Source organism: Mucilaginibacter sp., from assembly GCF_039921305.1.
In the GTDB taxonomy this organism is placed as follows: Bacteria; Bacteroidota; Bacteroidia; order Sphingobacteriales; family Sphingobacteriaceae; genus Mucilaginibacter.
Genome location: NZ_JBDSCA010000072.1, coordinates 74283 through 88486 on the forward strand (window position 1 = coordinate 74283; position 14204 = coordinate 88486).

The following is a 14204-nucleotide window of genomic DNA, read 5'->3' on the forward strand; positions in this document are numbered from 1 at the left end:
CCCTACCTGAATTTGCTTTTCAATGCGGCTAATTTGGCCAGCATGTCTGTTTCTTCGTTGCGGTTTTTTTCTGGACCTCTCCGTTCTGCTTGATCAGGTTTTGGTTTCGGTATAAACTTACCGAGTTGTTTTGCAGCATCCCTTGGTTCGTTAGCTTTCATAGATAATGCTATCCGCTTGCGGGTAACATCTACATCGGTTACAGTAACTTTTACTTTTTGGGCCACCTTTAAAACCTCGTTAGGGTCTTTAATAAAGCGGTTAGTTATCTGGCTCAGGTGTACCAAACCATCCTGGTGAACGCCTATATCAACAAAAGCGCCAAAAGCGGTAATGTTGGTTACTATGCCGGGTAGCTCCATTCCTATTTTCAAATCACTTATCGCGTTAACGCCTTCGGTAAAGCTAAAAGCCTCAAACTGTTCGCGCGGGTCGCGGCCGGGTTTGGCTAATTCGGCCATAATATCGTTCAGGGTTGGTAGGCCAACCTGTTCGGTTACGTATTTTGATAATGGGATACTTTTGCGTAAACGTTCATCCTGCATCAAGTCTTTTACTTTACAACCCAGGTCTTTAGCCATTTTTTCAACCATCTCGTACCGTTCGGGGTGCACACCGCTGGCATCAAGCGGATTATCAGCATTGCGGATGCGTAAAAACCCTGCTGCCTGTTCATAAGCCTTATCGCCCAAACGGGCCACCTTGTGCAATTCGCTGCGCTTTTTAAATGCTCCGTTTTGGTTACGATAGTCGATAATATTTTGAGCTAACTGTGGCCCTAAACCCGATACATAGGCCAATATTTGTTTTGATGCTGTATTCAATTCTACTCCTACGGCATTTACCGCGCTTATTACCGTATCATCTAACGATACCTGCAATTTATTCTGATCAACATCGTGCTGATACTGGCCCACTCCTATTGATTTAGGATCTATTTTAACCAACTCGGCCAATGGGTCCATTAATCTGCGACCTATAGATACCGCACCACGCACCGTTACATCTTTATCCGGAAACTCTTCACGGGCGACGTCCGATGCGGAATAAACCGAAGCACCCGCCTCATTAACCATCACAACAGCTATATTAGCCAGGTTCAATCCACGTACAAACGTCTCGGTTTCGCGCCCGGCGGTGCCGTTGCCTATCGCAATAGCTTCAATATTAAACTGCGAGCATAAATGCGCTACTGTTTTTTCGGCATCTTTTAAATTACCCGCGCCGGTATGCGGGTAGATGTTGGTGTTTTCCAACAGTTTACCTTGCTCGTCCAAACATACCACCTTACAACCCGTACGGAAGCCCGGATCAATAGCCATAACACGCTTTTGCCCCAATGGTGCGCCCAATAATAACTGGCGCATGTTTTCGGCAAATACCCGGATGGCTTCCTCATCGGCTTTCTTTTTGGTGAGCAAACGCACTTCGGTTTCCATCGATGGTTTGAGCAGGCGTTTGTAGCCATCGGTCACAGCCTGCTTAACCTGATCTGTACAGGCGTTATGCCCTTTGATAAATTGGTTTTCGATGATATTGATGGCATCTTCTTCCTGCGGTAAAACATCCAGGTATAAAATCTCTTCCTTCTCGGCACGGCGCATGGCCAATACCCGGTGTGATGGGGCGCTTTTTACAGGCTCTTTCCAATCAAAATAGTCTTTGTATTTAATACCTTCCTCTTCCTTACCAGGGATAACTTTAGATTGAAAATTACCCTTATCCAAAAACAGCTGACGAACATGAGTCCGCAATTCAGCATTCTCGGCAATGTGCTCGGCAATAATATCCCGGGCACCGGCCAATGCTTCTTCTAAAGTATTTACACCCTTTTCGGCATCGATATACTTTTCGGCCTCGCTTTCCAGATCTATGCGGCCTTGCTGTAAAATCACATCGGCCAAAGGTTGCAAACCTTTTTCGCGGGCAGCGGTTGCACGGGTTTTACGTTTAGGGCGATAGGGCAGATAAATATCTTCTAACACCGTCATACTTTCGGCAGCGTTAACTGCTTTCTCCAGCTCGGGCGTTAGCTTACCCAATTCTGTTAACGATTTTAAAATGGCTTCGCGGCGTTTATCCAGTTCGCGCAGTTGTTGCATCCGATCGCGAACGGCGGCAACCTGTACCTCGTCTAAACTACCGGTCATTTCTTTACGGTAACGCGATATGAAGGGAACTGTTGCGCCTTCGTCTAACAGGTCAATAGTGGCGCTAACTTGTTTTTCGGCAATGGAAAGTTCGGAAGCTATTTTTTTAAAATGCGATATCATGGTTTACTATAAAATTCGAGGCTGCGAATTTGCAGGAATCTGGATAAATCAAAAGGAATTGAGCAACAATGCTAATAGGTTGAGTAAAATTTAGAAATGCAAACAGCCTTTATGACGATTTTTTGCTGTTTTTATTGGCATTATAGATAGTGAAAATTAAAAGGCATAAAACAATTACAGTTGATACCGACGCGATTACTACACGCGTAGTATTGTGCTGGTTAATACCATTAACAATGCTGTTTGCATTAACACCCAATATGCCTAAAAACACAATGAAAGGCACTACGAGTTTTTTCCTTACTTCAGTATCCATACCCGAAAGTAGTAATTATTTGGTTGAAATATAAAATGCGGGTGTAAAAACATTGTCCGGTATCACCCCGATTATTGACCGCTTTTACCATCACCGCCTGAACAGCAATTCACTAAATTTACTTTAACAAAACGCTTAAATAAAAACATTATGCAAAAAATAACCCCATGCTTATGGTTCGATAACAATATCGAAGAAGCAATTGAGTTTTACAGTGGTATTTTTAAAAACTTTAAAGTAGTGATCAGCAGTAAGCTGCCTGATCAAACTAATATGCTTACCGCTATATTTGAAATAGAGGGCCAGCAATTTATGGGCCTTAATGGTGGGCCGGGCCATCCTTTTACCGATGCTATATCGCTTACCGTGAACTGCGATACCCAACAGGAAATAGATCACTACTGGGATAGCCTAACCGCCAATGGTGGCAGCGAAGTTCAATGTGGTTGGCTTAAAGATAAATTTGGACTATCATGGCAGATCACCCCGACAATCGTATTCCAAATGCTGGCCGATCCTGACGCTGAAAAGGCTTTGCGTGTAATGGATGTGGTAATGAAATCAATAAAGCTGAATATAACCGAACTGAAAGCAGCTTACGAAGGGTGATCAATCACCACATAAAAAGGCTGCCCCTTTTAACGGAGGCAGCCTTAAAAAAACAACAACACTTATCTAAACTCACAAATCAATTTCTGTATTGGTAATTATACTATTCTGACTATCGTTAAGCCATAACGTTTAATTAAAATAGATAAATATTAGGGATTTAAACTTTTACGCATACCTTTAGTCAAAGCAATAACCCTAATTAACCTATTGCAATGAAACCTGTATACAAATTACTGACAGCATGCTTGTTCGTGCTCGCTTCTTCTAACGTTTACGCTCAAGCGGATACGTCCGATAACCAGGCATCTTTTCAAATTGGCATCAACTTTATTAATAATAATGTTTACCTGGGCAGGCCCGATTCCGTTTCAACGCCCAGCATCTCGCCTAAAATTAAATACACGTTTAAATCGGGTTTGTATTTTTCGGGAGAGGTAAATTATATCACCAACAAAAAATCAAGTAAGTTAGATGGCGGCAATATAGAAGCTGGCTATGATTACACTACCCCAGAAAACTTTGAAGCCGGGGCATCAATAACCAAGCTATTTTACAATGCTACAAGCACGCAGGTTTCTTCGGCGTTAAGCACCATAGTTAATGCTTACGCGGATTACGATATCGTGGGCATTGTAACGCCGGGCATCAGTGCCAGCTATATTTTTAATAAAAGCGGCAACAAAAATGATATTTTATTTAATCTGCATATTTCGCACGAATTTGAATTTGAAAGCATATTTGGCGATGATGATGATCTAACTATCACTCCGCAAGCCGGCCTGAACGCCGGATCGCAAAATTTTTATGCTGGTTACCAGGAAAGAAAAGGTAAATTAAACCGTAAAGCTAACGCCGCTATCACAGCATATGATAATCAATTAGGCGATTTTAAACTGCTAAATTACGAACTATCTGCCCCGCTTGAATATGCTACGGGGCGATTTGTATTCAACTTTACGCCGACATACGCTTTTACTCAAAACAGCCTGCCACAGAGTACTCTTGCAGAGCAGGCGATAACGAAAGCTTTAGAAAACGCGTCGCCATATAAGCCAAGTATCTTTTATTTTGAAGTTGGAGTATCGTTGAAGTTTTAAGCTTTAAACGCCCAGCATAAAAACTTAGGCATGGCTTTGGCCCAGGTAGGCATATCATGCTTGCCACCAACCATTTCAAGGTATTGAATATCCGCGGGGCGGGTATAGCCCTTTAATTCTAATTCCTTTATAATATCAATGGCATCGTCAATCGAATCAATGATGCCGTTCTTGTTCCGGTCGGCAGTTTCATCTTCGGTGCCGGTTTGCAGCCAGAACTTAACGTCGGGTTTGCCGCTTGTGTTTCTGATCAGTTGATGCATAATGCGGTCGTTTTCGTGATAACCCTCATCTAAACCTTTGCTTCTCCACCAAAAAGAGCCCGAAAAAACGCCAACTTTATCAAATACTTCTGAATGATTCCAGGCAATATCAAAAGCGGTTAAGCCTCCCAAACTCACTCCCGCGTAAGCGGTAGATGCAAAACTATTAACACCCGTGTTCTGGTGGATAAAGGGCAAAAGTTCATCTAAAACAAATTGAGTATACAATTCAGCTTTGGTACCGCGCTTTTTATAATCGGGGTTGCCTGCTACGCCGTATTCCTGCAAACGTTCCTCGTTGGCATGTATGGCGGCAACAAGTACGGGTTTTATTTTATTGGTATTGTATAAGTCTTCTAAAGCCTGGCTTACCATCAGGTTTTCAACTTCCTGTCCGTCGTTTAGCAGTAGTAAATTGAGTGGTTCGGCTTTGTTGTAATCGGCAGGCACTAATAAGGTAATGGTTACTTCGCGCGCAAGTAATTCAGAATTTATGGTAAGTATTTGTTCGGTAATAGTCATTTCGGCAAGCAAACTTCGGTACATCTTTCCCCTCTGTATTAATTAAGGCTGCAAATGTAGCGTATCTGACTAAAAGGCGAAGCAATAATTTAAACATAAGTGCCTGTGCCCATTTGCACATTAAAAACAATCCCCTTATATTACACTAAATTAACGGGCTTTGAGAGAGGATTTTAAACGCTGGTATTCGCACAACCTGAGTCGTGATCTGGATATGCTGGTTTACGGCGACCGGGGTTATCCTGTGATCCTGTTCCCCACATCAATGGGCCGTTATTATCAGAACAAAGATTTCCATCTGATAGATTCCGTGAGCTGGTTTATTGAACAAGGCTTGGTTAAGATATACTGCATTGACAGCATAGACGAGCAAAGCTGGTATAATAAAGGCATCCACCCGGCCGACCGCGCCCGAACCCACATCGCTTACGACCGGATGCTTGCCGAAGAACTTGCTCCCTGGGCCATGAACGAAACAGGCGCAAGTAAGGTAGCCGTTGCCGGATGCAGTTTTGGTGGCTACCATGTGGCTAATTTCGCGTTTAAACATCCGGATAAGGTGGCGCACCTATTCTCGATGGGTGGGGCGTTCGATATTAAGCAGTTTACGGACGGTTTTTATAACGACGACATCTTCTACAACAACCCGCCCGATTTTTTGCCGGGCAGCAACCAACCCGAACTGTGGCAGATGAACATTATTTTAGGAACCGCGCAGGATGATTTTTGCAAAGGCGAAAACATTCACCTATCTAACATATTAAAAAGCAAAAACATAAACCATTGGCTGGATATCCGCAATGGCGACCATGACTGGCCCGTTTGGCGCGAAATGTTTCCGCATTATTTATCAACTATTAAGTAAACTGGTAACTTATAATTAAGATACCGTAAACAATTGATATACAATTTAGCTTTCTATAAACGATAGCTAACAATTATAAAACACATGAAGAAAATAGGCATTCTATTCGGACAGGAAAACACATTTCCGCAAGCGTTTGTAGACCGCATTAACTCGAAGGGCGAAAAAGGTATCAGCGCCGAATTCGTTAATATCAACAAAGTGATGCAGGCCGAACCATTGGACTACGCCGTGATTGTTGACCGGATATCGCAGGATGTACCTTTTTATCGCGCGGCATTAAAAAATGCCGCCATTTGTGGCACAGCGGTAATAAACAACCCCTTTTGGTGGAGTGCCGACGAAAAGTTTTTCAACAATGCCTTAGCGGTTAAACTTGGTGTACCAGTACCCAAAACGGTTATCCTGCCATCAAAAGAGCTTCCTGATGATACCACATCGCAATCGTTCCGTAACCTGGCTTACCCTTTAGATTGGAAAGGCATTTTTGAGTATATAGGCTTCCCCGCGTATATGAAGCCTTTTGACGTTGGCGGCTGGAAAGAAGTTTACCGCATTGAAAACGAAGAAGACTTTTTTGATAAATACAACGGCACCAAACAATACGTAATGATGTTGCAGGAAGAAGTAACCTTTGACGATTACTTCCGCTGCTATTGCATTGGCGGCAAGCACGTGCGCATTATGCAGTACGAACCACGCAACCCGCACCATTTGCGTTATGAACATGGTAAACCACCAGCATCAAAAAAAATACTGGACATGGTTGAGGCCTACGTTATTAAACTAAACCAATATTTAGGTTACGATTTTAACACTGTAGAGTTCGCCATTCGCGATGGGATACCTTACGCGATAGATTTTTGCAACCCGGCTCCCGATGCCGATATAAAAAGTGTTGGCGTAGAAAACTTTGAGTGGGTGGTTGAAACCGCTGCCAACTACGCCATTGAACGTGCCAAAGCACAAAAAGATGGTATGGATAATTTAACCTGGGGGCAGTATGTAAAAACAGGAGCCGCGGGTTTACCATTGGTAGGTAAAGCGCCGAAAGTAGGCAAGGTTGATGTTTCGGTTGGCCCGGATATTAAAGCGCCAAAGGCGATTAAGAAAGCGTCGGCTCCGAAAGTGGAGAAGGAAGTTAAGGCGAAGAAAGTGGCTAAGAAATAAAAATGTCATTTCGAACGAGGAACGAGAGAGAAATCTTCTGCATCATTTATAAACGCGCGATAAGTTTACAGTAGACAAAGCAAGCGCAGAAGATTTCTCCCTTCGGTTCGAAATGACATCAACAATAAATAAAATACAGGTGCAATGAACGAATTTACCATAGGTGTTGAAGAAGAATTCATGGTCATAGATCCCGTTACACGGGAGCTTAAGTCGCATGAGCAAAAAATTGTGGATGGGGCGCAGAAAATACTTGAAGACCAGGTAAAAGCCGAAATGCACCAGGCCGTTGTTGAGGTAGGTACACACATTTGCCATAACACCGGCGAGGCCCGTGCCGAGGTCACCAAGTTGCGCCGTACCGTTGCCGGTTTAGCCGGTGATATGGGTTTGCGAATTGGTGCCGCCGGGACACACCCGTTTTCGCACTGGCAACACCAGCTGATAACCGATCATCCCCGTTATTTTGAAATTGTTGACGAATTGCAGGATGCCGCCCGCTCAAACCTCATCTTTGGTTTGCATGTGCATGTGGGTATACAATCGCGCGAGATGGCTATCCATATCGCGAACCAGGTGCGCTATTTTTTGCCGCACGTTTACGCGTTATCAACCAATTCTCCTTTTTGGGAAGGCAGGAATACAGGTTATAAATCTTTCCGGACCAAGGTGTTTGATAAATTCCCCCGTACCGGGATACCTGATTATTTCAGCAGTATTGAAGAGTACGATAATTATGTAAAGCTGTTGGTAAAAACCAACTGTATTGATAACGCAAAAAAAATATGGTGGGATATCAGGGTGCACCCTTTCTTTGAAACCATTGAGTTCCGCATTTGCGATTGCCCGATGCTGATTGATGAAACCATGGCTTTTACCGCTTTGTTTCAATGCCTTTGCGCCAAGTTATATAAACTACGTTTACAGAATATGAAATTTATTACCTACAGCCGAGCGTTAATTAACGAGAACAAATGGCGCGCTGCACGTTACGGTATTGATGGTAAAATGATAGACTTTGGCAAGCAACTGGAAGTGAATACCCGTGCCTTAGTATTAGAACTGTTAGATTTTATTGAAGATGTGGTTGACGATTTAGGCTGCCGACAGGATCTGGCCTATGTACACAAAATATTAGAGCACGGCACAGGCGCCGACAGGCAATTAGAAGTATTTAAACAAAAAGATAGCTTAGTAGATGTGGTTGATTATATCACTTCTCAAACTTTATTAGGAACTTAGCGGCCAGAAAAGGATCAGTAAATGCAGACAGATAAGACAGAAATAAAAGCAGCCATAATTGACCTGTACGACAATTACCCCAACCAGGGTATGCGTGGTTTTCAGGACCTGTTGAACCAATACAAAGAGAAACACGATGTAAATTTAACCTACCAGGTATTTGATCTGCGTGGTAAAAATGAAATACCCGGAACTGAGTTTGACCTGTACATATCAAGCGGCGGCCCGGGCAATCCCATAGATACCGCCGATACGGAATGGGAGCGCTTGTACTGGAATTTGATTGATGCCATTGAGGCTCACAACCAGTCGGATGCGCCGAATAAAAAACATGTTTTATTTGTTTGCCACTCGTTCCAGTTGATGTGCCGCAGATTGGAATTGGGTGATGTGAATACCCGCAAATCAGAATCATTTGGTGTTTTCCCTACCCATGTTACCGAAGATGGAAAAAGCGAGCCTTTGTTTGATGGTTTAGCCGATCCGTTTTTTATTGTGGATTCGCGCGAATGGCAGGTAGTGAACCCCAATGAGCAACGTTTTGCAGAAATTGGTGCCAAACTGTTAACTATAGAAAAAGAACGCCCGCATGTGGCCCTACCACGCGCTATGATGGCTATCCGGTTTAACGAGTATTTCTTCGGTACACAATTTCACCCCGAAGCAGACCCGGCAGGGATGAAAATCAGGATGCTGGGCGAAGACAAAAAGCAACTTATTATTGACGAATACGGGCAAGCCCGGTACGACGATATGCTCACCCAACTAAACGACCCGGAAAAAATAGCACTTACTTTTAAAACACTTATACCCAATTTTATACACCAGGCTGTACAAAGCTTGCAGGAGGCTTAGCAATTATGGTTCCATCGGCAAGGGCGGCATTTAATACTAATTTCACGCAGGAAAAATACCAGTCGTTTTTAAAGGATATTCAGGCCGGTTTTTTAAAACCTATAGAATTTAGATTAGCGGAAACACCTGTTTTTATTGGTGCCGGATTCAGAGATATGCTGATTGAAGCTGGTAATGACATCATTGAAACTATCCTTCGCCCCGATTTTAAACAGATCACCGAAAAAGCCATCCCCGAAAGGTGGAGAGTAGCTAATGAAAATGATCACCCGCATTTTATAGCGCTCGATTTTGGTGTTTGTACTGATGCGAATGGCAAATTGGTTCCGAAACTGATCGAGATGCAGGGTTTCCCCTCGTTGTATGGTTTTCAGGCGCATCAGGGGCATCATTATCAAAAAATTTATGGTATGCCCGATGCTGATCAATGGTCTATCTATTTTAATGGATTGGGTGATCAGAGCTATATCGAGCTTCTCAAAAAAACTATTCTTGGCCCCTATCAACCTGATGAGGTAGTATTGATGGATGTAAACGCATATAATCAAAAAACCGTAGTCGATTTTTTTGTCACGCAACAATACCTTGGCATCCCGATAGTAGCGTTGGAAGATTTGAAACAATTAGGCAATCAACTATTTTACGAGCTGGATGGCGAGTTGAAGCTCATCAAACGTATTTATAACCGTTTGATATTTGATGAGATAGAAAACAACGAAGCGCTTTTAGCCAAAGTTGTTGATGTGCGCCAGCCGTTGGATGTGGAATGGATAACACACCCTAACTGGTTTTACCGAATCAGTAAATACACCATGCCTTTTTTAAAGGGCGATTATATCCCTAAAACCTTTTTTTTAGATCAATTGGATACTATCCCATCCGATCTGGAAAATTATGTTTTAAAGCCGCTGTTTTCCTTTGCGGGACAAGGGGTTATTATTGATGTAAAATCGTCAGACATTCACTCCATCCTCGATAAGCATAACTGGATTTTACAACAAAAAGTAAATTACGAACCGGCCATACAGGCACCTGATGGCGGCGTTAAAGCCGAAATAAGATTACTATACCTTTGGCCGGATGGGGATAATAAGCCAACCTTAGCCATTAACCTGGCCCGTTTGAGCCGTGGCAAAATGATAGGGGTGCGTTATAATAAAGATTTTGACTGGGTTGGCGGCACAGTAGCCTTCCTTGAAAAATAAAACAGATTATAATTCGTTTTATATTATTAAAATAGGATTAAAATTCACCAAATAATTGCTGCTGAGATAATAATCGGCCATTGTAAAACGCCATATAAGGGGCCAACAACGTTAAAGGCAATATTTTTAACTAAGTTTGTAGCATGAATATCCAGGTCATCATTATATTAGTACTCTTCGCGGCTGCTCTGTTTTATGTGGGCCGCATGATATATAATAGCGTATCCGCCAAAAAAAGCTGTGGCTCAAACTGCAAGTGTGGTGTTGATTTTTCAAATGTTGATTCTATTAAATCTGCCAAATAAACTATCTTTAAACACATTAAGCTACTATTTGCTACACCAGTTAATTTTCCCAAAAATTAAAAAATATTAATGTCGTCTAACAAGCAGATTTTTCAGGCTGATACCCCGGGAAGATGGACACGTTTTAAGTGGCTCAGTCGCTTATTACTGATCGTATTGATCTTAGGGGTTGTAGGTGCAGCTATTACCATCACATCTAAAGAATACCCTACCCTTCCTAACTTAACAGAAACTCCCAAAAAGATATCTAAAGATGAGTTGGACGCGTTAAAGCATTCAACCAAGTACAAAGATTTTAAGCTGCAAAAAAACGAGCTACAGGATTTGCGGAAAAGTTTGCGTTTACATCAGTTAAAGCACCCAAATAATAAAAACCGTATCAATGCGGGATTTTATGTGAATTGGGATAGCCAATCATTCAATTCATTGGCCGATCATATCGGCAAATTGGATATGGTAGTGACCGAATGGTTTTTTATAACCCCTGGTGCCGATACTGCAAACTCAAAAGTTGATACTGCCTTAGTACATCTTAACAAAAAGTATAAAAAACCCATTATTGCACAATTATCTAACTATGTTAATAAGGATAATAAAACAGGCGGGTGGGATACTAAAGACCTGAACAGGATATTCAAGACTAAAAAAAGCCGCGAAAAATTTATCAGCAGCCTGGCATATAATCTTAAAAAGAACAACCTGCAGGGGATAGATATTTCGTTAGAAGACCTTAAAGACAGGAATGCGCCAACCTTTCTCGCTTTCCAAAAGGAGCTTTATGCCAGTTTGCATCCGCAAGGACTATTGGTTACTCAGGATGTAATGCCAGAAAATGACGAATACGATATTGAAGAGATAGCTAAGCACAACGATTACATTTTTGTAATGGCCCGCGATCAGCATACCGAATCGAGCAATGATGGGGATATCTCGCACCAGCGTTGGGTGGAGTCTATCCTGGATGATGTGTGTGATGAAATACCGAGCGAAAAAGTTATTCTGGTTGTAGGGGCTTATGGTTATGATTGGCCCGAGAATAGTATTGGTACACCGATAACTTATCCGCAAGCTATTAGTACCGCATTTGAACACAAAAGCAAGATCATATTCAATCCGGAATCGGCCAACTTACACTATACTTATACCGATCTGAATAAAACGCCACACTCGGTATACTTTACAGATGCGGTTACCAACTTCAACATTATGCGGATGGCGGATGATTGGTCTACAGCTGGTATAGCCCTTTGGCGTTTAGGATCAGAAGACCCGCGTTTGTGGAGCTTTTTTGATAAGAACTTATCGCTCGATTCGTTAAAGAAAACAGGCGTTGATACATCAAAACTAACTAAGGTTGGTTTGAATGATAAGATAGATTATGCTGGCGATGGCGAAGTGTTGGATCTGGTAACCACACCATCAAAAGGTTTGATCAACATTACGCTTGATCCTAAAACCTTTACCATTACCCAACAGAATTACGTAAAGCTGCCAACCAAATACCAGATCCGTAAGTATGGTTATGCTCCTAAAAAGATAGTATTAACCTTTGATGATGGCCCTGATGCGGATTATACGCCACAAATATTGGATATACTGGAGCGCGAAAAAGTTCCGGCTTCGTTTTTTGTGGTGGGATCGATGGTCGAAAAAAATATCCCTCTGCTCAGGCGTGAGTTTGAGGCGGGGTACGAGATCGGGAACCACACCTTTTTCCATCCGGATGTATCAACCATTAGTTTAGATCGCGTTAAGCTTGAACTGAACGCTACCCGCAGGTTGATAGAAGCGATCACGGGGAGAAGCACCATTTTATTCCGCCCGCCGTTTAACGCGGATGCGGAGCCGCAAACCATTGCCGAGGTTATCCCGGTAGCGTTGAGCCGACAGCAAAGCTATATTAACATTGGGGAGTCTATTGACCCGCACGATTGGGAACCTGGTGTTACGGCAGATACTATTTTGGCCCGTGTTATACAGCAAAAAGATGCAGGATCAATGTTGTTACTGCACGATGCCGGTGGCGAGACCCGCGAAGAAACTGTAAAGGCCTTGCCTGGAATTATCCATTTCTTTAAAAGCCACGGTTACCAATTTACCACCATTGCCGATGTTTTGGGTAAAACCAAAAATGACCTGATGCCGCCGATAAGTGACGATGCCGACAGCGGTATTATTGGCCATTTGTATAACTTGTTTATCATGTTCGTCTTTTACGGTAACTGGTTTTTATTGTACCTGTTTTTATCGGCCATATTTTTGGCTATGGGTAGAGTTATCCTGATCGGGATATTGGCTTTGAGGCAGCATTCCGAAGATAAGAAAGAGGTCCCCGAAAGGGCGGCTAATACCAACCTGCCACCTGTGAGCATTATTGTACCTGCTTATAACGAAGAGATAACGGGCGCCCGTACCATTGAAAGTTTGCTAAAAACCAAATACAAAGATTTCGAGATCATTTTTGTTGATGATGGATCGAAGGATAAAACCTTTGAGATCGTAAACGGAGCATACGGCAATCACCCGCAGGTACAGGTATTAACTAAGCCTAACGGTGGTAAGGCATCGGCACTTAACTTTGGTATCGATCGCGCCAAGCATGATTTTGTGATCTGTATTGATGCCGATACCGAACTTGAAGACGATGCCGTGTACCATTTGATGAGTTACTTTACCGACGAAGAAATAGGCGCCGTTGCTGGTACTGTGAAAGTTGGTAACGAGAATAACCTGATCACGAGGTGGCAATCTATCGAATACATTACGGCTCAGAATATGGACCGTCGCGCGTTTGATTTGCTCAATAGCATAACCGTTGTGCCGGGTGCTATTGGCGCTTTCCGTAAGGAGGCGATCAAAGATGCCGGTGGTTTTACCTATGATACCCTGGCCGAGGATTGCGATTTAACCATGCGTATTTTAAAACAGGGTTATATTGTAAAAAATTGTGCCGAGGCCATTGCTCATACCGAAGCGCCGGAATCTATCAATATGTTGCTAAAACAGCGTTTCAGGTGGAGTTTTGGGGTGATGCAAAGTTTCTGGAAAAACAGGGACGCGTTATTCAATAAAAAGTATAAGTTTTTTGGGATGGTGGGGATGCCTAATATTTTGGTATTCCAGATCATACTGCCCTTGTTTTCGCCTCTGGCCGATCTGATGATGATATTCGGTTTATTCGGTGATCATTGGCAAAAGATACTGATCTATTATGTAGCCTTTGTATTGGTTGATCTGTTTGTGGGGGTTATAGCCTTTAAGTTAGAGAAAGAGAAATACAGTAAACTGGTTTATATTATTCCGCAACGCTTTGTTTGGCGCCAGTTGATGTACTATGTGCTTTTCAAATCAATACGCCGCGCTGTAAAGGGCGAATTGAGTGGCTGGGGCGTGCTGAAACGCACAGGTAACGTTACCAACAGAGGCACTACGGCCAAACCGTAAAATTTATGATAATTTAAGCCTTTGCAGGCTATACA

General features: G+C 42.7%; 12 protein-coding genes. 9 read left to right on the forward strand and 3 right to left on the reverse strand.

Going from position 1 to position 14204, the window contains the following annotated elements:
- Window positions 1-2: 2 nt before the first annotated feature.
- Window positions 3-2273, reverse strand: a complete 2271-nt coding sequence (locus ABIN91_RS20495) for a Tex family protein (RefSeq protein WP_348053408.1) — start codon at window positions 2271-2273, stop codon at window positions 3-5.
- A 109-nt stretch (window positions 2274-2382) separates the two neighbouring features.
- Complete coding sequence (locus ABIN91_RS20500; protein WP_348053410.1) at window positions 2383-2589, reverse strand: hypothetical protein; 207 nt, start codon at window positions 2587-2589, stop codon at window positions 2383-2385.
- A 150-nt stretch (window positions 2590-2739) separates the two neighbouring features.
- On the opposite strand from ABIN91_RS20500, the gene ABIN91_RS20505 reads away from it, so the two are divergent.
- Both ABIN91_RS20505 and ABIN91_RS20510 read left to right on the forward strand, forming a co-directional pair.
- Window positions 2740-3198 carry a VOC family protein gene (locus ABIN91_RS20505; protein ID WP_348053412.1) on the forward strand — a complete coding sequence of 153 codons (459 nt, stop codon included), beginning with the start codon at window positions 2740-2742 and terminating at the stop codon, window positions 3196-3198.
- 215 nt (window positions 3199-3413) lie between these two features.
- Entirely contained in the window at window positions 3414-4298 is an 885-nt protein-coding gene (locus tag ABIN91_RS20510) for a hypothetical protein (protein WP_348053414.1), read from the forward strand.
- Here the strand turns inward: ABIN91_RS20510 and ABIN91_RS20515 are convergent.
- Window positions 4295-5107, reverse strand: a complete 813-nt coding sequence (locus ABIN91_RS20515) for an alpha/beta hydrolase-fold protein (RefSeq protein ID WP_348053416.1) — start codon at window positions 5105-5107, stop codon at window positions 4295-4297. The two genes, ABIN91_RS20510 and ABIN91_RS20515, sit on opposite strands and share 4 nt — an antisense overlap.
- Window positions 5108-5243: 136 nt before the next feature.
- Between ABIN91_RS20515 and ABIN91_RS20520 the strand changes: the two genes are divergently transcribed.
- From ABIN91_RS20520 to ABIN91_RS20550, 7 genes are all read left to right on the forward strand, one after another.
- Complete coding sequence (locus ABIN91_RS20520) at window positions 5244-5948, forward strand: alpha/beta fold hydrolase (protein WP_348053418.1); 705 nt, start codon at window positions 5244-5246, stop codon at window positions 5946-5948.
- Window positions 5949-6032: 84 nt separating this feature from the next.
- Window positions 6033-7118, forward strand: a complete 1086-nt coding sequence (locus tag ABIN91_RS20525; RefSeq protein ID WP_348053420.1) for a hypothetical protein — start codon at window positions 6033-6035, stop codon at window positions 7116-7118.
- A gap of 144 nt (window positions 7119-7262) precedes the next feature.
- Window positions 7263-8360 (forward strand): carboxylate-amine ligase, encoded by a 1098-nt coding sequence (locus ABIN91_RS20530; RefSeq protein ID WP_348053422.1) that lies wholly within the window; start codon window positions 7263-7265, stop codon window positions 8358-8360.
- Between the two features lie 21 nt (window positions 8361-8381).
- Window positions 8382-9215, forward strand: a complete 834-nt coding sequence (locus ABIN91_RS20535; RefSeq protein WP_348053424.1) for a GMP synthase — start codon at window positions 8382-8384, stop codon at window positions 9213-9215.
- A gap of 5 nt (window positions 9216-9220) precedes the next feature.
- A complete protein-coding gene (locus ABIN91_RS20540) occupies window positions 9221-10420 on the forward strand; it encodes a hypothetical protein (RefSeq protein ID WP_348053426.1) in 1200 nt (399 codons plus the stop codon).
- A 143-nt stretch (window positions 10421-10563) separates the two neighbouring features.
- A complete protein-coding gene (locus tag ABIN91_RS20545; protein WP_348053428.1) occupies window positions 10564-10725 on the forward strand; it encodes a FeoB-associated Cys-rich membrane protein in 162 nt (53 codons plus the stop codon).
- 69 nt (window positions 10726-10794) lie between these two features.
- Complete coding sequence (locus ABIN91_RS20550; protein WP_348053430.1) at window positions 10795-14169, forward strand: glycosyltransferase; 3375 nt, start codon at window positions 10795-10797, stop codon at window positions 14167-14169.
- Window positions 14170-14204 lie beyond the last annotated feature (35 nt).